Raw genomic sequence first — 20,986 nt, 5'->3', positions numbered from 1 at the left:
TTTCAATGCAATGATATTGAATTTTCTAAGTCACCTATGCGGTGATGAAGTCTCTTGCGTTATCAATGCGCCCTGTTCGCTGTTTCTAAGTCACCTATGCGGTGATGAAGGTGTTCTACAACGTCACCAAACGCACGATTAATTTCTAAGTCACCTATGCGGTGATGAAGACTCGGCATCACTGCCAATCTATTACGGGCGATTTCTAAGTCACCTATGCGGTGATGAAGAAGATGGTCGCACAAATCCTTTTGAATCAAGCTTTCTAAGTCACCTATGCGGTGATGAAGTAGCGGTTAATGGCAACATCGGTATTCTTATTTTTCTAAGTCACCTATGCGGTGATGAAGGATATACAACAAGTACCGTAGTGTTCTTTTCATTTCTAAGTCACCTATGCGGTGATGAAGGATATACAACAAGTACCGTAGTGTTCTTTTCATTTCTAAGTCACCTATGCGGTGATGAAGCTCAACCTCAAACTTCACTTGGCGCTTTAAGCTTTCTAAGTCACCTATGCGGTGATGAAGGCGATAGCATGAGTCATGACTTGGCTAATCTTTTTCTAAGTCACCTATGCGGTGATGAAGTGCATGAGTACGCTATTACTGAGCCAAAGCAATTTCTAAGTCACCTATGCGGTGATGAAGACCGCCGCATTTGTTGAGGTGGAAACTAAGACTTTCTAAGTCACCTATGCGGTGATGAAGTGGGCGTACTGCGTCCTATGCTATGGCTTGATTTTCTAAGTCACCTATGCGGTGATGAAGATGAAAGACGCTCACGGTGCTGCTGCTGACGTTTTCTAAGTCACCTATGCGGTGATGAAGAATTACTGACCTATGCTGTCAAATCTGTAGACATTGACTTGGGAGATTTTAGTTACGCAGCTTGACGATAAAAATCAAACCACACCTGTCTTGGCGTTTTATAGCCCAAACCCTTTTGGATTCTAGTCTGGTTATACTCAAGCTCAATATATTTAATGATGTCATTGATAGCTTCGAATCTCATTTTATAATCCTGATGATACACTAACTCATTTTTCAATATGCCCCAGAAACTCTCTATCGGAGCATTATCAAAGCAATTACCACGTCTGGACATTGAACCCTTAAATTTATGCTTCTTAATGATCTTATGATAGTCATAACTACAGTACTGACTGCCTCTATCAGAATGCACAATCAGCCGTTGGTTGGGTCGTTTGTTCTTGATGGCCATATTGAGTGCACGGCAAACTAAATCTGCTGTCATACGCTTGTGGATAGCATAGCCGACCAGCTCTTTAGTGTAGAGGTCTTTAACACCTGCTAAGTATAGCCAACCCTCATCTGTCCATATGTAAGTGATGTCACTAACCCAAGCTTCGTTAGGACGACTGGTATCAAATTTTTGATCGAGCAGGTTTGGATAAATAAACTTGTTATGGTTTGAGTTGGTGGTAACTTTAAAACGCTTGTGACGACGGCAAACAATGCCGTATTCTTCTTTAATGCGTCTTACCATGTATTGACTGATATGATGGCCTTGCTCTGCAAGATGAGCATGCAATCGCTCACAGCCATAGCGCTGCTTAGTTTCATCATGAGCCACGCGAACCAGCAGCTCACACTGGTTGCGGTGGATCTGCTGATTACTAACACCACGATTTATCCAGTTATAATAGCTTGATGGCTTGACATCTAATACGTGACACATACAAGTGATGCTAAATATTTTCTGGTTATCCTTGATAAAGACGTACCTCATCAACTGTCACTGCGGGCATAGCCCTTCGTCTTGCGTCACTAAAACAGTCTCCCAGACTGTTTCTTAACGTTCCTCATTGGCGAAGTACGCCGTGGCCTTTTTTAGAATATCTCGCTCTTCCTGAGCAACTTTTAGATCACGTTTAAGACGTTTATTCTCTTCTAGTATAGCCATGAGCTCAGGATCATATTCTTTAGTACCAATAAGCTGGCCTTTATCAGCTTTGTTTTGCCAGTTAGATAATGTCTGCATGGCGATGCCAAGCTGCTTTGCAGTCGCTGAAACATTGCCCTTATTATCTGCTATCTTTTTAACGGCTTCAGCTTTGAATGCTGCACTATAGGTTCTGATTTTCTTAGTCATGATAAACTCCTCATTGAGTCGTTAGTTTACCAAGTTTGGTTCTACAGTTTTTTCAGCATAGCTCAGAGGAATACTAGTATATGTCTGTGTAGTATAAAGATGGTTGTGGCCTAAGCATTTTTGCACAATAGCAAGCCGATCTACATAGTTAGACCCTAAATCCTTTGACTGTAGTATTGAATAAGCGTTGCCATGCCGTAGCTTGTGGGGAGAAATCATTCGATTGAGTCGACCGTGTTTGATTGCGCGTTTACTTATACGTTCAAGTAGCTTACTGATTGAATTTGGGGTGTAAGGAGTGCCTTCAGCATTAAGGAACGCTGGTGTTTCAGATGGCTTTGAATATTTACGAGCGTATTTTTTATATAAAGGAGATGCGTGGTATTTTTCCACACGTTTGATAGTTACTAAGCTAAGCAAAGTCCAGCGTGGCTTAATTTGATTACCACGGCCCTTACTTCCTTTAACTTTCAAAGATACATAGTCGGGATGAATAGGCAGGTCAGTATCGCGGGAAATATATTTTTCAGAATTAAGGCTAGTAATATCTTTAAAGTCTTGAAGAGTAACTCTAGGTAGTTCTGAACGACGTAAGCCAGAGTCGTATAAAAACTGGAGTAAAGCTCTTTCTCGTTCTGAATCAGTAAATTCAATCAATATAAAAAGCTCATCAAGTGTGCAAGAGCTAATGGGTGTGCGCTTTGGTGGTTTTGATAGCAAGCCATCGCTGTATGGGTTATCTTGTCTAAGCTTATCACGGTCTTCTGTAGGGCTACAAAGGTATTCGATGAAGGCATGTATTGTCTCATCTCTACTTCTAACAGTAGATGAGTTCTTATGATCTTCACGAATTAAAAATGTCAGGTATTCTTGAATTACGTATTTTGGAACTGTAATAAATACTTCATCAGATTCACTGTCATCATAATCTGGACGACTACGAATATAACTTAAGAAGTAGCTTAGGTTTCTACCATAAGTAACTGCTGATTTATAAGAGATTATTTGATGTTTGGTTCGATACGACAAATACTCAGAAACAAGAGGAAGGATCTTGCCATCATCATCAAATACTCCAATACCATTCACTGTTACGGTTTTGTTCAATGATAAGTTTGGAATCTCATTGAGTAAACAAGACTTAGATAAATCTAACTTTGTATCAAAACAAACTTTAACATCCATAATAATCACTATCTCAATACATAGACTAAATTATGTATTGCATTATATATGATTTATTACTCCGTATTGTGCATTATTGTTATGGGGGTATAATAAAAATAAATCAGCTGAACGCTGATAGAGTTGGCAGGAGAGCTTACCGTCTGCCACAAAGAACTGAAACAACGTATGACAAGGGGGCAGTGCTACTTGCTCTGCCTCACCTGGATTCCAACCTGAAACAATCAGGCGGCGCGAGTTAGGATTGGTTTTTATTTGTTCGACCACTTGTGCAATTTGATCGACGCCATCAGAATTATAACCGGCGTCTTCGTTTTTGGTCGCGCCATAGTTGCGCCATTGATGACCATATACTGGGCCAAGATCACCTTCGGGACGATTGAAGCGTGCGGTTTGCTCCGCTGTTGCCCACTCATTTCAAATGCGCACTCCGTTGTCTTGTAGGTACTGAACATGAGTACTACCACTTAAAAACCATAGCAGTTCGTAAGCAATAGATTTAAAATGAACCTTTTTGGTGGTTAGCAGTGGAAAACCTTCTGCTAAGTCAAAACGCAACTGCGCGCCAAAATGACTCAGCGTACCCGTACCCGTACGATCACCTTTTTCGGTACCGTTGTCTAAGACGTGACGCGTAGCAAATCAAGATACGCTTGCTCGTTATTACTGTGGTTACTATTGATCATAAAAATGCTCTTTAGTTACTGCTGACAGTAGCTACCGACTAGACGAATAACCGATACCGCCGCTGTCATTATGAAAAGTATTGCTAGGGTAGGTGCTGCGACCATTTACCCTATTATTCAAGTTATCCATCACTCTACTGGGAGCACAGCCTTAGTAAGCCGCTTGTTTGCCCCAGTCGTAGATGCCGCGCTTGTAAGCGTAACCGATCAAGAACAGACCAATGAGTATCATCGGTGCGCTCAATATCTGACCTTTGGTCATCCAACCGAGCAAGATAAACCCTTGATCAACGTCTGGCTGACGGAAGAACTCAATGATGAAACGGCTCAAGCCATAGCCCAGCATAAAGACACCAGTCACCGCCATGCGTGGACGGGGTTTTGATGAATACCACCACAGGAATAAGAACAATAGCAGACCTTCGGCAAAAGCTTCGTAGAGCTGTGACGGATGACGAGGCAGCAAGTACTGACCGTTGACTTCAGTCATAACGTCTTGCAGCGCAGGGTTGGCTTGTAGCTGCTGCATATCAAAGCCAGCTGCCTGAGGGAAGTACGTGAGCCAGTTATAGCCACCATCAGAGACGCGGCCCCACAGCTCGCCATTGATATAGTTACCGATGCGACCAAATAACAAACCCGTCGGTACGCAGGGGACGATAAAATCGAGCACTTGAAATGGTGTCTTTTTATACTTGCGAGCAAAGTACAGCATACCTAGCATCACACCGATCAGACCGCCATGGAATGACATACCGCCTTCCCAGACTTTGAACAGATAAGCAGGGTTTTGTAGCAGCTCGCTAAATTGATAAAACAACACATAACCGACACGGCCGCCTAAAATAACGCCAAGTGCGCCAAAGAACACTAAGTCTGAGACCATATCTGTCGTCCAGCCCTCACGCTTGGTACTGCGATACCATGCCAGACCATAAGCGGCAGCAAATGCCAGTAAATACATCAGCCCATACCAGTGGACTTCGACAGGTCCCAGTGCTAAAGCGACAGGATCGTACTGAGGGTGAATCGTCATAAGAGTGTCATAATATTGATAATAAAGTGCTGACTATAATAGCAAATTTCATGCGCCCAGCATACATAATTGCTATGACGCCAGTCAGGGGACGCTAGGAGATTTACTAATGGAGTTAAGGGTCGTTGATAGAGTGCTCGGCAAGAGGTGTGAAAGAAAAGAAGCGTTAGATCTCAGATATAGCCGCAGTGATAGAAGAAGGGGGTTGAGGTGACCATAAGAGGTTCTTGATAGTGGACAGTCTAAGAAAAGTATGGCGTTCTTAGCGCATAAAAGATGCCCACTACCAAGTAGATAGGATTAAAACAATTAGATAGCCACCAGTTCTTGTACGTTGTTGTCGACCATGGTGTCGCCTGCACCTTGAGACACGACCTTGCCCCGTGATAGCACTGTATAGTTATCAGCGAGCTCTTCGGCAAACTCATAAAACTGCTCTACCAACACAATCGCCATATCACCCTTGTCTGCTAAGTCTCGAAGTACGCGGCCGATATCTTTAATAATAGACGGCTGTATACCCTCGGTTGGCTCATCCAAAATCAACACTGATGGCTCGGAGGCGAGCGCACGAGCGATAGCAAGCTGCTGCTGCTGACCACCAGACAGGTCACCGCCGCGTCGATGCTTCATCTCATCGAGCACTGGAAAGATATCATATAAATGCTTGGGTACTTGCTTGGCTTTAGTGCGTGAGAATTTTGCCATACCGATCAAGATATTCTCTTCTACCGTCAGTGTCGAAAAAATATCACGACCTTGAGGCACATAAGCCAAACCTGCTCGGACGCGTTGCTCTGGGGACATCTTGCTGATGTCTTTATCATTCAGTAATATCTGCCCTGATTTGATAGGTAATATGCCCATCAAGCATTTGAGCAACGTGGTTTTGCCCACGCCGTTACGCCCAAGTACCACGCTGCACGCACCTATAGGTGCTGTGAACGAGACGTCTCGTAAAATATGACTGCCGCCGTAATATTGATTGATGCCATTGACTTGTAACATGACGGTCTCCTAACCTCTACATTGTTTTCTGATGTCTATATGGTCTAGCCGTGTATTTAATCGAGATATACTTGATTATCGCTCTAACTATTGACCAATTATCGCCCCAAATAGGACTCAATAACCGCTTCATTGGCTTGCACTTCCGCCAAAGTACCTTCGGCTAATATCGCCCCTTGTGCCAATACCGTGACTTTTTCACTAATCGCATCGATAAAGGTCATGTCATGCTCGACAACCACTAGAGTATGGTTCTTTTTGAGGCGTAGGCACAGCTCTGCAGTATGTTCTGTTTCGGCATCGGTCATGCCTGCTACTGGCTCATCGAGCAAAATCAGCTTGGGGCTTTGCATCAGTAACATACCAATCTCTAGCCATTGCTTTTGACCGTGTGAGAGCAAGCCAGCAGGTTTGTTGGTTTTGTCAGTCAAACGAATTTGTTCAAGGGTCGCATCCAGGGTATCGCGCGTGTCGGCATCAAGTTTGTTAAATAAACTTTTGGCCACGCGCTTGTCCTTGGGTGCGGCAAGTAGCAAATTATCCATGACAGTAAAATTTTCAAATACGGTGGGCTTTTGAAACTTACGACCGATACCTGCTTCAGCGATTTCTTCGGTAGATAGGCTAGCAAGGTTATGCGTTTGACCAAAAAACACACTACCGTCAGTAGGGCGGGTCTTACCAGTGATGACATCCATAAGCGTGGTTTTACCCGCACCATTGGGACCAATAATACAGCGTAGCTCGCCTTCCTCGATATAGAGCGACAGATTGTTGAGTGCTCGAAACGAATCAAACCAAACGCTCACCTCTTCTAGGTATAGCGCAATACCGTGGCTAAAATCGACGCCTGATGGCTTTGGGTGACTGCGTCCCGTACCGCCATGAGTACGCCCATACTCATTGATAAGCTGCTCAGTCGTTGATGGTTTATCACTTAGCATTATTGTTTCTCCTTTTTGAATCGGTCAAACAAGCCCATAATGCCATTGGGTAAAAACAAGGTGACCACAACGAATAACCCGCCTAAAATCAATAGCCAAAACTCAGGGTAGGCGACCGTAAAGTAGGTTTTTACTGCGTTCACCACACCCGTACCTAAAATCGCACCGATCAAACTTCCTCGGCCGCCAGTCGCGACCCAGACTGCCATCTCGATTGAGTTCACAGGGTTCATTTCACTCGGATTAATAATACCGACTTGCGGCACATAGAGCGCACCTGCGATACCAGCTATGACAGCGGACAATACCCAAGCTGATAGCTTGTACCATAGGGTACGATAACCCAAATACTGCAAGCGGTTTTCGCTATCGCGAATCGCACCCAGTACGCGTCCATAAGGCTGGTTCATCAAATGACGCAAACCCATGTAAGACACAAGCAGTGCCAAAGCAGTCACGAAACATAGCACCGCACGGGTTGAGGCAGCCGTAATGTCGTAGCCTAAAAGGGTAGTGAAACCAGTAAAGCCATTGTTACCACCAAATCCTGTTTCATTACGGAAGAATAGCAGCGCTGCTGCGTAGACCATCGCTTGGGTGATGATGGAAAAATACACGCCTTTGATCTTGGAGCGAAAGGCAAAAAAACCAAAGATAAAGGCAATCAGTCCTGGCACTAAGACTACTAATGCGACTGCCCACCAAAAATGCTGCGTGCCAGCCCAATACCATGGCATCTCAGTCCAGCTCAAAAAACGCATAAAATCAGGCAGGCCATCGCCAGCAGTCTCACGCGTTAAGTACATACCAAACGCATAACCACCTAAGGCAAAGTACAGACCATGTCCCAAGCTTAGAATGCCAGCATAGCCCCAGACCAGATCTAGTGCCAAAGCCACCATCGCTAGTGCCATGATCTTACCAATAAGCGTGATCCAGTAAGCTGAAAGGTGAAAAGGTGAGGTCTCTGGCATCAGGTGTAGCCAAGGAAGTATTAAAAGTATGGCAAAACATAAACCGATTAAAATGGCACTACGCCGCGAGTCAGACAGTAATTTGGTCAGTATCATAGAGCTCTCCTTATTCGACAAAGCGGCCTTTGAGGGCAAATAAACCTTGTGGCCGCTTCTGAATAAACAGAATCACAAGAACCAACAACACAATCTTAGCCAATACTGCACCGATACCAATCTCAAGTACGGTACCACTGACCCCCAATCCCAAGGCGGCCAATACCGCGCCCCACACTTGTCCGACACCGCCCACAACGACGACTAAAAACGTATCAATGATATAGGTCTGTCCCAGATCAGGACCGACGTTGCCCACTTGCGCCAGTGCACAACCAGCCATACCAGCCAGCCCAGAGCCTAGACCGAATGCCATCATATCGATGCGTGCCGAAGGTATGCCCACGGCACGTGCCATTTGACGATTTTGAGTGACAGCACGTATAAATAACCCAAAGCGAGTCTTGTTGAGCAAGTACACCAGTAGCGCCACGACGATGACCGTAAACACGATAATGGCGATACGGTTGTAAGGCAGTACAAGGCTTGAGGACACTTGATACGCACCGCTGAGCCATGCCACATTACTGACTTCAACGTTTTGCGCGCCAAAAATCATCCGCACCAGCTGCATGAGAATCAGACTCACGCCAAAGGTCGCCAATAGTGTCTCTAGCTCACGACCATATAACGGACGAATAACAATGCGCTCAATAATCATACCGATGATGGCGCTGACCAAAAATGCTGCGGGAATAGCAGCAAGCAAGTACCAGCCCGCCATGTCCGGCATATAAGCTTGAAATGCGTTTTGCACCATATAGGTGGTATAAGCACCAATCATGATCAGCTCACCGTGCGCCATATTAATGACGCCAAGCAACCCAAAGGTAATCGCAAGACCAAGCGCTGCTAGCAATAAAATACTGGCCGTACTCATACCAGTGAAAATATGCCCCGTCCATGTGCTTATCTGAATACGGCGTGCCACGCTATCTCTGGCATCAATTAGCGCTGCTTCGAGCGTAGGATCCACGTTATCGGCTGCAAGAGCGGACTCGATATCAACCAATACCTGCGGGCTGTCGCTATCGGCGAGTAGATTGACCGCGGCGATCTGAGTGGGGAGGTCACCGTTTTTGAAGTCAATACGAGCCTGCAATGCAGCTAATGCTTTTTGAACTTTGGTATTGTCTTCGTTTGCGGCCGCTGCTGTGATAATGGCTGGATCGACTTGATCGATGTTATTAGCCAAAATCTCCACCGCTTGCAGGCGCTGAGCTGGCTTGTCAGATTCGAGCTTTACCTTTGCCTGTCCAAAAATAAGCGCCGAGCGTAATGTGTTGGTCAACGTTATTTGTGATAAATCACTGGGCCAGTCTGACGTTTCTTTTTTTTCGGGATAAGTAAATAGCTGATCCTCTGCATTGAGCAAATAAGTCTGTCCACCATTGCCTTGGTATAGCTCGTCATTTGCAATCAACTCAACCAAACTGTCCAAACTCTCAACCGATCCTGGCCAATCACTTAGCATGGCTTGGCGTTGACTAAAGTCTCCTGCCACAAATTGGGGAATAGCATCGCCTACAGTTGGTTGGCTAATCGTTGCTGGATGAGCAGTGGGAGATTTTGCAGGCGTTGAGGCATTAGCAGGTGTGGTCAATGACTGCTCATTGTTTGTGCGTAATGTGTCACTACCGTCGGTCATTGACTCCGATGTCGCAGCGACGGTGTTCGCAGATTGAGTGGCCTTAATCACATGGTCATAGGCATGTTCTGTATTACTATGGTCACCGTGATCAGCATGTGCAGTGGTGGCCAAGGTCGTTATGAATAACGTGGTGACTGCAAGTAGCCGCAAAATCGTGCACACTGAAAAACGAGTGACGTGCGTCATTAGCCCGCTTAACGATGCTTGCTGAGCGTTATCATTTTTGGACGATATTTGCCCTGCAAATGGGCGTAAAGTGTGGCGCTGCATATGCGGCTCCCTATGTTTTACAGACAACAAACCTTCAGCCTTTACCGCTCATGTCTTGAGCGATAAAGGTTTGATAAAGTTTGAAGGGTTTTAAAAGGTCAAACATAACTATAAGGTCAAACATAGCTATGGCAGTTGAGCGCGCTGATTCGTGATTGTGCTCAGGCATTATAGTCTCACCAGCCATATATTTGTCAGCATACAGTCATTAAAAAGACGGTCTATTTAGGAATGTACTCGCTCCAAGGCTGGGCTTGGATAACTTCTGGCGTCTTAAAAATCGTATCAAATTGACCATCGGCACGAATTTGACCAATCATGACAGGTTTCCATAAATGATGGTTTTCCTCATCCATTTTTAGCGTGTAGCCTGAAGGGGCATCAAATGTCTGTCCAGCCATGCTAATACGTACTTTATCGACATCAGTGGTACCTGCCTGTTCAACGGCTTGTTTCCACATATTGATGCCCACATAGGTGGCTTCCATCGGATCATTGGTCACAACCTTTTCAGCATTTGGCAGTTTTTGATCTAGTGCATACTGCTTATAGCGTTTGGTAAAGTCGCTGTTGGTTGGGTTTTTGATCGACATAAAGTAGTTCCATGCCGCCAAATGCCCTTGCAATAAACTGGTATCGATGCCGCGTAGCTCTTCTTCACCGACTGAGAATGCCATAACCGGAATGTCTGAGGCGTTGATACCTTGGTTGGCAAGTTCACGATAGAACGGAACATTTGAGTCGCCATTGATGGTAGAGATTACGGCTGTCTTTTTGCCTGTTGAGAATTTTTTGACATTGGAGACGATGGTTTGATAATTACTAAAGCCGAACGGCGTGTATTCTTCCATGATGTCTTCATCAGCGATACCTTTTGACTTTAAGAATGCCTTTAAGATCTGGTTGGTGGTTCTTGGGTAGACGTAATCAGTACCTAACAGTACAAAGCGCTCTGCGCCGCCACCTTCTTCGCTCATTAAGTATTCAACCGCGGGTATAGCTTGCTGATTGGGCGCTGCGCCAGTATAAAAGATGTTTTCTGATTGCTCTTGTCCTTCGTACTGTACTGGATAGAACATCAACCCGTTCAACTCTTCAACCACTGGTAATACTGACTTGCGTGATACTGATGTCCAGCCACCAAAAATAACATCTACTTTGTCTTGAGTGAGTAGTTGACGGGCTTTTTCAGCAAACAACGGCCAATCAGAAGCAGGGTCAACGACCACAGGTTCTAGCTGTTTACCGAGTACGCCGCCGCTGGCATTAATCTCATCAATGGTCATGAGTGCCGTGTCTTTTAGAGAGGTTTCAGAGATGGCCATGGTGCCAGATAGTGAATGCAAAATGCCCACTTTGATGGTGTCGCCATCAGCAGCAGGAGTCGTCGTTGTTTCTGTAGTGGTTTCGGTTGTTGTCTCTGTAGAGGTCGCCGTTTCAGCAGGTTTTTGACAGCCAGCGAGGCTCAAGCTACCAACGACAGCGATGGCTAGTAATGAGAAGCGAGATTTGATTTTGCTGGGTAAGTGAGAGTCAACACACTGAGGATTGGCTAAAGTTGGTAACGAAAACATGGACATCTCCTAAATAAACACAAAAAGTAAAAATACTGCTCCTGAACAATAATTAAGACTTCAAGTTCTGTGCCAAGTCAAAAGAGTCAGTAATCGAGTAATAATTGAGCAATAATTAAATCTTGTCGGTCGTTTTCATTAATTTAGTGCACGATTGTTAATGAAAGTGCACCATAAAGGGGAGAGGAATAAAAAGTTGGTGCAGTGTATAGAGCAGCACACTGAAATAGAAAAGCTCTCATTAAAAGACCTGAGGCGATAAAAAAGTTTCTATTAAAAACGGTCAAAACGGCTACGGTAATCTTGCTAAGATAGAGGTTCTCTTACGCGCTTATCTGATATAAGACTGACGGTGACGCTAGGATAATTTCATTTTGAGGAATGACGTATGAATGTCCACCTAACACACTGGTCTGTCTCAAATGATCGTACCAGTATATTATCTGCGTTCACTCGAATGACGCGGCTCGCTGTCCTGCCAGTGATATGCGGTGGCAGTGCAGTATGGGGTATATCTAGTGCACAAGCAGCTATCAGTAGCGTCGAGCAAGTGACTATCTATCAGGGACTGGCAAGTGTCACACGTTCGTTGCCTATCACAGGGAGTGGCGAGCAAACCGTGATATTCTCTTGCCTATCACCTTATATAGATAAAGAAAGTCTAAGCGTACAGGCAATAGGTAATGTCAATATTGGTGAAGTCAGTATTGAAGCGTTGAGTGGAGAGCAAGCCGCCCAATGCCAATATCAAGGCGATACTAAAGTGCAGGCGCAGCAAAACACTCTAGCCAGTATCAATGCTGAATTAGAAGCGGCGCGCTTGGCAAAAGCCTACTTGCAGAATTTGACTAAAGCCACGCAAGTCAACACAGCGAGTACGATTACAAATAACGCACGCGACATAGAAGCGCAAGCAACCCGCATTAACCAAAAGATTTTGGACATTCAGCGGCGACAGGCAAGTGCCCAAGACGCACTGAATCAGCTGGTAGCGGGCAGCGCAACATCAACCTCCAATGACGTGACACAGGTAAGTGTGCGCACTGCCAGTCGCTTGCCAAGTAGCGTTAAATTGCACTATCAAGTACAGGGTGCAGGATGGGAGCCTACGTATCAGGCGCGTCTAAACACCAGTAGTGATCAGTTGAGTATCACCGCCTCGGCGATCATCGCCCAGCAAACGGGCGAGAACTGGACCAACGTACCTGTCACTCTCAGTACCGCCAATCCCAACCAAAGTGCGACAGGACGACTGCCTTATGTGCCGCGCCTATCGCTATATGAAGAAAACCAAAATGCTCAGTATGCATCAGCTATGGTGGATAACACGCCTGTAGTCGTGTCTGCGAGAGAGAGCTATAGCGACGACTCTAGAGCACCAAATATGGCGCCGCTACCGAACTTTACGGTCAGTAGCCAGAACAAAAACGGTATCATTGAGTATCGCTTGCCGCAGCTGGTGAGTATCCCTAGTGATGGTAGACGGGTACGCACAGTTATTGGCGAGCAGTATGGCGGTAGTAAGCTGTGGGTTCGAAGTACCCCTAGCGTTGAGACGACAGCATATTGGTATGCATCAGCACCATTTCTGACGCCAGAGTGGGTGGATGGCTCATTACAGCTGTACCGTGATGACAACTATGTAGGTCAATCGCGCTATAACTATCAGATGCTAAAAGAGCAGGGGATTGGTTTTGGTCGTGATTCAAATATGCTTGTAAAAGCGCTGATCAACGAAGACAAGCAAGGTGAAAAAGGTGTGCTAAGCCGCACACAAACTTTAACGACTACCCAAGCCTATCAATTTACCAACCAGCACGACCGCGCTGTACGCTTGCAAGTACTAGGTAGCGAGCCTGTTAGCCGCGATGATAGTCTGAAAGTTGCAGTCACCCACACGCCGCCTATCACTGAGCGCAATTGGAATGACAATCAAGGCATGGTAGCGTGGGAGTTTGACTTGCCGAGCAAACAGTCACAGGTGATACGCTCAACGTCCCAAATCAGTTACCCTACCAATAAAGTATTGAGTGGTAATCGATAAGCGGCGCTTGATTAGTAAATCAGTTTTAAGTGATGATTTTTATTTTTACCAAAAATCTCGCGCCCAACATAAAATAATAAAAGGAATGCTATGTGTATTGTTGCCATTGCTTGGCAGTTATTTGACGAACTGCCATTAGTGCTATTGTCCAATCGCGATGAGTTTTTGCAGCGTCCGACGGATCCGCTACATCAGTGGGCTGACCAACCTATTTATGCTGGACGTGATAAACAAAGCGGTGGTACGTGGTTAGGCATTCATCAGCAAACATCGCCAGCGCAGAGTCCAGAGTATTATGAACAAAATGGTCTTTGGGCTGCGGTATTGAATTTTCGTGATGGAGTGCAAGCAAGCAGTGATGAGCGCTCACGTGGTGCACTGGTCACTGAGTTTTTAACAGGAACTCTAAGTCCGATGGATTTTGCACGGCAGATTGATTTGCAAAACTATGCAGGCTTTAACCTGATTATTGGTGACGCCACTCAAGCTGTCATCGTTAATAATCGCGGTCATGCACCCACGCCATTATATGCAGGTCTGCATGTCATATCTAACGGTCAGCCAGAGGACAGCTGGTTTAAGACCGAGCGGTTGCGTGGACGTTTGCGCCAAGAGGTGCTGCCGTTGATTGCTGAGGACAGCTCGGCTGAATACTGGCAAGCGGCGGCATTCGATGTACTATCGGATAACACCAAAGCACCAGATGATCAGCTGCCAGAGACGGGTATGAGCACTGAGATTGAGCAAACCTTGTCCTCTGTTTATATTGAGCCAGTGGCTTTTGGTGATGTTGAAACCAACACACCCACCTATGGTACGCGGACTCAAAGCATTTTGACATTACGCAAAGATAGGGATGCAGATTTCACGACCGATATCATCAGCCGAGAATTTGACAGTAACTCAAAGTAGTCATCAATAGCGTTTTGAGAGTATAGGTCTAGGAGCATAAAAAAACACCCACGGTAATTGCTAACATTCTAGCTATTGTCGTGGGTGTTTTGCATCGTACTATTGAGTAATTTATTACATAAGCAGATGATTATTTTGCTCAGGAATGATCAGTTCTTGTTTTAAGGGGAGTTCGCGTACCAATTCTTGCAAGGCACGGCGATAAACGCCTCGTTTAAAGTGAATCACTTGTCCGAGTGGATACCAGTAGCTGACCCATTGCCAATGGTCAAATTCAGGCTTCCCTTCATCGAAGCGAATATGTTGAGTATTTGGCTCATCTAAGCGTAGCAAAAACCATTTTTGTTTTTGCCCAATACATAAGGGGTGCTGGCCATGACGTACATAACGTTTTGGCAAGCGATAACGCAGCCAATCTTGCGTGACTGCCAATAAGTCCACATGACGCGGATGTAAACCGACCTCTTCCCAGAGTTCGCGATACATTGCATCCATCGGCGTCTCCCCGCGGTCGATACCACCCTGCGGAAATTGCCAAGCGTTGTGACCAATCCGTTTTGCCCACAGAACCTGCCCTTGTGTATTTGCCAAGATGATGCCGACATTGGCGCGAAAGCCGTCTGCATCTATCATGACTAAACCTTTTAATTTATTTAAAAATAGCTCGTCCTAGATCCAAATCATAATAGCAATCGTAATTATTATAAGGTGATTGTTATTGGTATCTGCCTAAAACGAGTTTCATTACCGTTATTAAACCAAGAAACAAGCAAAATGTGTAACAGTATTTTGCTATAAAATGTTTCACGAGTTTTACCTTTTAAAATCAAATATTTATAAATGAACTTTTGTGTATTTATAAGATAATGGTTTTGTAGGCGTGGTAATGAGCAGCGACAACTGCACTATTCCAAAACAATCAAAAGGTTTACGAAATAACAGCTTTATCAAAAATCGAAGAGTAAGAGTAGTGTATTTACTCATCGTGACACGGTAGCAGAACAATGGCTCTATAAAATCTTACTTTGGCTTATGCTACACTAGCCAAGTGTTATATATTTCAAACAATAAAAATAGGCAATATGCCAATCAAAGTAAGGAGCATCTGCAATGTCAGAGTCAAAAGCAAGCGTCACATGGCAAGAAAACAAAGCTTTTATGGGTGTGTCACCATCAGGACATAACGTGCAGCTCGATGCTGATAAAGAGAAAGGCTCAAGCCCGATGGAGCTGATCCTGCTAGGATTAGGGGGGTGTGCCAGTTACGATGTTGTATCGATCTTGCAGAAATCTCGTCAAGAAATAACAGACGTGCGCTGTGAGCTAACTGCCAAGCGTGCTGAGACCATACCAGCTGTATATACTGATATTCATATGCATTTTGTTGTGACAGGTCAAAATATCAAAGACAAACAGGTCGAAAAAGCGGTTCAGCTATCAGCTGAAAAATACTGTTCTGCCAGCCGTATGCTAGTGGAAGGTGGGGTCAACATTACCCACGATTTTGAAGTGATTGCAGGTTAGGGACTTATACAATGATCAGTGCACTCTTTGACTTGGTTTCTGATAAAGTTGCCTCCGCTATCTGGGCGATGATAGCCGCAAGCTTACTGCCATGGGCAGTATCTTTAGTGGCAAAAATATCCGGTGGATTTAGAATCAGAAACAATGCGCATCCACGTGACTTTATGCAAAGCACTACTGGTATTGCTGCACGCGCTGATGCCGCACAAAAAAACAGCTATGAAACCTTACCTGTATTTTTAGCAGCTGTACTGACAGCGATGCTACTCTTTGTACCGCAGTCTATTATTAATGTATTGGCTTGGTTGTATGTAATGATTAGGATTGGCTACTGCACCGCTTATATTACCAACTTATCGACATTTCGCTCTATTCTTTGGGTATTGTCGATGGCATGCTGTCTAATGCTGTTTTATTTAGCGATACGAGTCAGCGTATAGCACTGCCCATTGTTACTTATAAAGCAAACCACGTATGACTAGGTGATTATTTTTGCACACTCGCTTGTAGTGCGCTGATAATCACCGCTTTATTCTTTTCTCTTTTAATCGCTTCCCATACCATCTGTGCCTCAACATAGCCTTTAGTAAGCATACCTAGCCATTGCTTGTAGCGACCGACCAACACCACATCATTCTTTGCTGCACCCTCCAAAAACTTAATCTGATGGGCGATCAAATCTTGCCACAACAATGTAGAGACATTCTCTAGATTTTCAATATTGTTTTTAGCATTGCTCTCAGCATTTTCTTCAGCATTATTATTAGTATGGCTATCGACTTGCGCAACCAGATCAGGACGTGTTACTGCACCGCGACCTAACATCAAATGCGGTGTACTTGCTTGCGTCATACATTCATTTGCTTGCGCTGCTGTCCATATCTCGCCATTGGCAATGACTGGAATATCGAGCGCATTAAAACTTTGGATTTTGTCCCAATAGGCGGGCGGCTTATAGCCTTGGGTCTTAGTGCGTGCATGAATGGTGAGCCAGTCGGCTCCACTGTCGTTAATTGCGCCGCGAATATCATCCATTCGGCTAGTGTCGGTATAGCCCAGACGAATCTTAGCTGATACTGGTATATGGGCGGGAACGGCTTGACGTACGGCACTGATAATCTGATACATTGTTTCAGGTTCATCTAACAATACAGAACCACCACGATGGCTGTTGACCGTTTTTGCAGGACATCCAAAATTGATATCAATTGCAGGCGCGCCAAGCTCGCAAGCATAAGTGGCGTTTTCTGCCATCAGCTGCGCTTCGCTACCCAAAATCTGTATATGAATAGGCGTGCCAGAGGCTGTTTTGGCATCGTGATGGAGTTCGGGGACGTACCTATAGAAAACATGCGCAGGCAAGACATGCTGAGTAATACGAATAAACTCACTCACTGACCAATCATAAGGACGCCCTAAATCTGATGCAATCTGCGTTAGAATTTGGCGCATCAAAGGATCGGTCAAGCCCTCCATAGGTGCGAGCAAACGCACGGGAGCTGCAAATAACTGATTAATAGTATTTTGACGCGTTTGAAGTTGCTGGCTATTATTCATGCTGGTGATTCACTGCTAAAGGGTCGTTATAAGAGAGATTGAATAAAACTTGAGTCTGACAGAGGTGTAGGGTAATTAGGTATTACCAAAAATCACTTTTTTGCCCGTCTGTAATCCTGATATCAAGTCTTTAATATTGTGAATATCCAAATTGCTTTGCGCACGCGTGCAAGCAACGTAGAGCAAACGCAACTCTTCTGGGCTTATTTTGACCGCATTGGTGGTCACATCGTAGTAAAAATCATCATCTAACTGTACTTTCTCCCACTCGAGCCCTTTGGCTTTATGAGCCGTAGAGATGACATAGTCAGCATTTTCGATACTGGTCAGGCTATTGACCGCTTGACTCAAGACATTGGTACCGTGGTCATCGACCAGTTTGACCAGTGTTTTGAGATCACTGCCTTCATTGGTTTCGGCGTACTCTTGCACATCACCCCAGTTATAAAAATACGCCAGCTCAGGTACACCATAAGCCGATTTACCATTTTTTAAGTTTTCGGCTGCTTGGCAGAATTTGAGCATACGGTCAGTATCTGCTTGTAGCGCCACGCGGTGGCCATGCTTTAGTCCTGTCAATAGTTGTGACATAGCAGCCGCATTGGTACGGCACAAAATAGCATCTTTTTTACTATGTACCATGCCCTTATCGGTAGAGGACTGTTTATTCGGATTGCCTTTTAGCGGTACGTCCTCTTGTAGGGCCTTAAGTAAGGTGTTAGCTACCTCTGCAATCGGCTCGCCAAAGCGAAAGGACTGCGTCAGTAACGTCTGCGGTAGGGGTAGTTTTTTCATTGCATTGACCGCGCCGCGCCATTCATAAATCTGCTGATGCGCGTCGCCCACATAGATGACTTGTCTCGACTGCTGGGTCAAGATACCCATCATCAAGGGGTCAGCATCTTGCGCTTCATCAAACAAAATAAAATCCGCAGGGATACTTGGCTTGGACAGCGCCCATAGTTTGAGATAAATATCATGCCCAATGCCCGCAGGATGACGCGCATCGATCGATTGTAACCAGCGTTGCTCAACAGCAGGGTAGAGCATCTCACGCAGTTGCTTTGCATCTGACGCATTGAGCCAACTGGGGAACAGGATATGCCTTGGCGCAGGGTAGCTGGCATGTGTGCTGCAAAAATTACTTACTGCATCGCTGACGAACCGAGACAGCCGTGCTGGCGTGAGCGTAATATATTTATTGACCCCCTCCATTTGCCGACGTACTTGCACAGGCTGCAGTCCCAAGTCGTCACCCAGACGTTTGGGTGAAAAGCGCGGCAAAGACAGCTTGGCAGTAATATCACGAGCGACATGGCGATAGGCCAGCGAGTGAAAAGTACGGCATTCTACATGCGGCGGAAACTTCTGCCGTGCATCATTGGCAATGGCTTTGTTAAACGCCAAATATAGACCGCGCCCACGTAAACGTTCCCCAATCAGCTTGAGGGTCGTTGTCTTACCAGCACCTGCATAAGCGACCACTTTAAATGACTTGTGATCCATCGCCATATTCAGCGCAGCAAGCTGCTCATCAGTGGGGTCGCTCATATAAGCTGGCATCGATGCGGACATAATAAAGTTACCTAAAGTACAAAAAATGATTAAAACACAAGGGGCAAAAAAGCCACTGGATAAACAATGGCTTAGAGATGATGATGGTGCTAAAACATGATAATAAGCGCTAAGCTTACTGATGGGACAAGAAGAAAATATGTGAGCAGTTTACAGCACAGTTTTATGTATCTAGTCTCATTCTAATCTAAATTAGGAGCTATTGGACATCCAAATAGGGCACTGGTGAGACTATTTTTTGATTGCTGATGTTAGATTAGGACTTGTTTCTTCTTTTATCAAAATTTTTGCCAGAAATAAACCAAGCTCAAACAACAGCCACATTGGAAAGGCTAACATCAACATCGATACCCCATCAGGTGGCGTGACTACGGCAGCCACAGCAAAACAGCCAACAATGATGTAACGGCGTTTTTCTTCTAGACTTTGAATGGAGACAATGCCGGCCAATATCAATAGTAAAGTGACAACGGGAATCTCAAAGGTTAAGCCAAATACCATAAATAGTTTTAAGGCAAAACTAAGATAGCTGTCGATATCCGTCATGGGTAGTACGTTTTGCGGGGCAAACATGATAAAGAACTTTAAGACCCCTTTGAGCACAATAAAGTAAGAAAAAGCCACACCTGCATAAAACAGAAATATAGAAGATAGCAGCACTGGAATAGCAATTTTCTTTTCTTTTTTATACAGACCGGGCGCTACAAATGACCAAATTTGATAAAGGATATAGGGCATCGCCAAAAATGCGGCTACGAATACGGTCAGACGTATCGGCGCCATAAAGTTTGACGTGATATCGGTGGCAATCATGGTCGAATTGGCGGGTAACTGTGCAACTAATGGGTCAGACAACAAGTTATATAGCTCGCGCGAATAGCCGACCAAGCCTAAAAATATTATCAGTACCGCCACACATATTTTGATCAAATGCCGACGCAGCTCAATCAAATGCTCGGTAATAGGCATATCAGCCAAAGGGCTTAAAACATCCTCTGATTTTTTATCTTGAGTGGTACTAGTTTTTGTTTCAGTATCTTGATCGATGACATTTGGGTCAGTAACGGCAGAAACAGCGATTTTCTCTTGACGACTTTTTTTACGCTTGAATAATGGCATCAATCAGTCTCCTGCTTATGGTCAGAAGTCTGCATGTTGGCAGGACTGTTGAGTAGGGCGTCAGCTTTATAATTTGGCACATATGGCGGCATTGGGAGCCGACGTGCTTTGTCATAAGCACCAAGTCGAAACCACATGTTTTCCCATGGACGGGTAGTGATGGTCTGAACAACTGGCGCTGCCTTGGCATTATCACCTATAGTTGCATCACCCACATTTACATCATCTACATTGTCACCGTTGTGACCGCGCTTCGATAATTGACCATTTTCTAATGTATCTGGCTGCTCGTCAGAGGCATAAGCATAGTCGAAGGCTTTTGGTGTGGCTGGTTGCTGCTTTTGTGTGCGGCTATTTTCATGAGCTTCGTCACCCTTGCTGTTTTCAGCATTCGTGGATGCTTCAGAAGCAGGACTATGTGAGCTTTCAAAAGCTTTCATATTGCCGCGCATCTCAGCCATCTCACGCCTCATTTCAACTTCAGTCTGGCGAATTTTGGCAAGCTCTTTTTGCATTTGCTGGCGTGTCTCAGCCAAGTCAAGCTCAGCCTCTATTTCAGACTGCAATGTTGAGACTGTACGGCGAATTTTGGCGTACCATTGCCCAGCCGTGCGCGCTGCCTGTGGCAGTTTTTCTGGGCCCAAGACAATGAGAGCGATAACGCCAAAGAGAAGTAGTTCAGAAAACCCGATATCAAACATAATGGTCCGATGTCA

General features: G+C 45.0%; 16 protein-coding genes, 2 pseudogenes and 1 CRISPR repeat array (1 of these 19 cut by a window edge). Of the genes and pseudogenes, 4 read left to right on the top strand and 14 right to left on the bottom strand.

Annotated features, from left to right (window positions below; genetic code table 11):
* Positions 1-830: direct repeats of the CRISPR family, unit length 28 nt; unit sequence TTTCTAAGTCACCTATGCGGTGATGAAG; it reaches 278 nt to the left of the window's first position.
* Between the two features lie 52 nt (positions 831-882).
* The 9 genes and pseudogenes from NJD71_RS08940 to urtA form a co-directional block, all read right to left on the bottom strand.
* A pseudogene (locus NJD71_RS08940) lies at positions 883-2,115 on the bottom strand (IS3 family transposase).
* 21 nt (positions 2,116-2,136) lie between these two features.
* Positions 2,137-3,300 carry a tyrosine-type recombinase/integrase gene (locus NJD71_RS08935; RefSeq protein ID WP_319051620.1) on the bottom strand — a complete coding sequence of 388 codons (1,164 nt, stop codon included), beginning with the start codon at positions 3,298-3,300 and terminating at the stop codon, positions 2,137-2,139.
* 45 nt (positions 3,301-3,345) lie between these two features.
* Positions 3,346-3,986, bottom strand: a pseudogene (gene thyA, locus NJD71_RS08930) (thymidylate synthase); the annotation flags it as partial.
* A 151-nt stretch (positions 3,987-4,137) separates the two neighbouring features.
* On the bottom strand, positions 4,138-5,022 hold the full coding sequence (lgt, locus tag NJD71_RS08925) for a prolipoprotein diacylglyceryl transferase (RefSeq protein WP_319051619.1): 885 nt from the start codon (positions 5,020-5,022) through the stop codon (positions 4,138-4,140).
* A gap of 309 nt (positions 5,023-5,331) precedes the next feature.
* Complete coding sequence (gene urtE / locus NJD71_RS08920; protein ID WP_319051618.1) at positions 5,332-6,030, bottom strand: urea ABC transporter ATP-binding subunit UrtE; 699 nt, start codon at positions 6,028-6,030, stop codon at positions 5,332-5,334.
* 98 nt (positions 6,031-6,128) lie between these two features.
* Entirely contained in the window at positions 6,129-6,974 is an 846-nt protein-coding gene (urtD, locus tag NJD71_RS08915) for an urea ABC transporter ATP-binding protein UrtD (protein WP_319051617.1), read from the bottom strand.
* The gene (gene urtC / locus NJD71_RS08910; RefSeq protein ID WP_319051616.1) at positions 6,974-8,044 is read right to left on the bottom strand and encodes an urea ABC transporter permease subunit UrtC; all 1,071 of its coding nucleotides are present in this window, start codon (positions 8,042-8,044) and stop codon (positions 6,974-6,976) included. Before urtC ends, urtD begins: the two co-directional genes overlap by 1 nt.
* Positions 8,045-8,054: 10 nt before the next feature.
* Positions 8,055-9,692, bottom strand: coding sequence for an urea ABC transporter permease subunit UrtB (urtB, locus tag NJD71_RS08905; protein WP_319051648.1), 1,638 nt, complete (start codon positions 9,690-9,692; stop codon positions 8,055-8,057).
* 494 nt (positions 9,693-10,186) lie between these two features.
* Entirely contained in the window at positions 10,187-11,539 is a 1,353-nt protein-coding gene (urtA, locus tag NJD71_RS08900) for an urea ABC transporter substrate-binding protein (RefSeq protein WP_319051615.1), read from the bottom strand.
* 388 nt (positions 11,540-11,927) lie between these two features.
* On the opposite strand from urtA, the gene NJD71_RS08895 reads away from it, so the two are divergent.
* Together NJD71_RS08895 and NJD71_RS08890 are read left to right on the top strand one after the other, a co-directional pair.
* A complete protein-coding gene (locus tag NJD71_RS08895) occupies positions 11,928-13,583 on the top strand; it encodes a DUF4139 domain-containing protein (protein ID WP_319051614.1) in 1,656 nt (551 codons plus the stop codon).
* A 90-nt stretch (positions 13,584-13,673) separates the two neighbouring features.
* Positions 13,674-14,495, top strand: a complete 822-nt coding sequence (locus tag NJD71_RS08890) for an NRDE family protein (RefSeq protein WP_319051613.1) — start codon at positions 13,674-13,676, stop codon at positions 14,493-14,495.
* 114 nt (positions 14,496-14,609) lie between these two features.
* Here NJD71_RS08890 and NJD71_RS08885 read toward each other — a convergent pair whose 3' ends face one another.
* Entirely contained in the window at positions 14,610-15,128 is a 519-nt protein-coding gene (locus NJD71_RS08885; RefSeq protein ID WP_057761956.1) for an RNA pyrophosphohydrolase, read from the bottom strand.
* A gap of 477 nt (positions 15,129-15,605) precedes the next feature.
* On the opposite strand from NJD71_RS08885, the gene NJD71_RS08880 reads away from it, so the two are divergent.
* Together NJD71_RS08880 and NJD71_RS08875 are read left to right on the top strand one after the other, a co-directional pair.
* On the top strand, positions 15,606-16,019 hold the full coding sequence (locus NJD71_RS08880; protein ID WP_319051612.1) for an OsmC family protein: 414 nt from the start codon (positions 15,606-15,608) through the stop codon (positions 16,017-16,019).
* Between the two features lie 11 nt (positions 16,020-16,030).
* On the top strand, positions 16,031-16,459 hold the full coding sequence (locus NJD71_RS08875; RefSeq protein WP_319051611.1) for an MAPEG family protein: 429 nt from the start codon (positions 16,031-16,033) through the stop codon (positions 16,457-16,459).
* A 46-nt stretch (positions 16,460-16,505) separates the two neighbouring features.
* Here the strand turns inward: NJD71_RS08875 and NJD71_RS08870 are convergent, their stop codons facing one another.
* The 4 genes from NJD71_RS08870 to tatB form a co-directional block, all read right to left on the bottom strand.
* Positions 16,506-17,576, bottom strand: coding sequence for a tRNA dihydrouridine synthase (locus tag NJD71_RS08870; protein WP_319051610.1), 1,071 nt, complete (start codon positions 17,574-17,576; stop codon positions 16,506-16,508).
* A 75-nt stretch (positions 17,577-17,651) separates the two neighbouring features.
* On the bottom strand, positions 17,652-19,151 hold the full coding sequence (locus NJD71_RS08865) for a UvrD-helicase domain-containing protein (protein WP_319051609.1): 1,500 nt from the start codon (positions 19,149-19,151) through the stop codon (positions 17,652-17,654).
* Positions 19,152-19,382: 231 nt separating this feature from the next.
* Positions 19,383-20,270 (bottom strand): twin-arginine translocase subunit TatC, encoded by an 888-nt coding sequence (tatC, locus tag NJD71_RS08860; RefSeq protein ID WP_319051608.1) that lies wholly within the window; start codon positions 20,268-20,270, stop codon positions 19,383-19,385.
* A complete protein-coding gene (tatB, locus tag NJD71_RS08855; protein ID WP_319051607.1) occupies positions 20,270-20,971 on the bottom strand; it encodes a Sec-independent protein translocase protein TatB in 702 nt (233 codons plus the stop codon). Before tatB ends, tatC begins: the two co-directional genes overlap by 1 nt.
* Between the last annotated feature and the right edge of the window lie 15 nt (positions 20,972-20,986).

This window comes from Psychrobacter sp. PP-21 (assembly GCF_033790785.1).
Classification (GTDB): Bacteria; Pseudomonadota; Gammaproteobacteria; order Pseudomonadales; family Moraxellaceae; genus Psychrobacter.
Note: the sequence above shows the minus strand (reverse complement) of the source record. Positions and strands in the feature narration are given on the sequence as shown.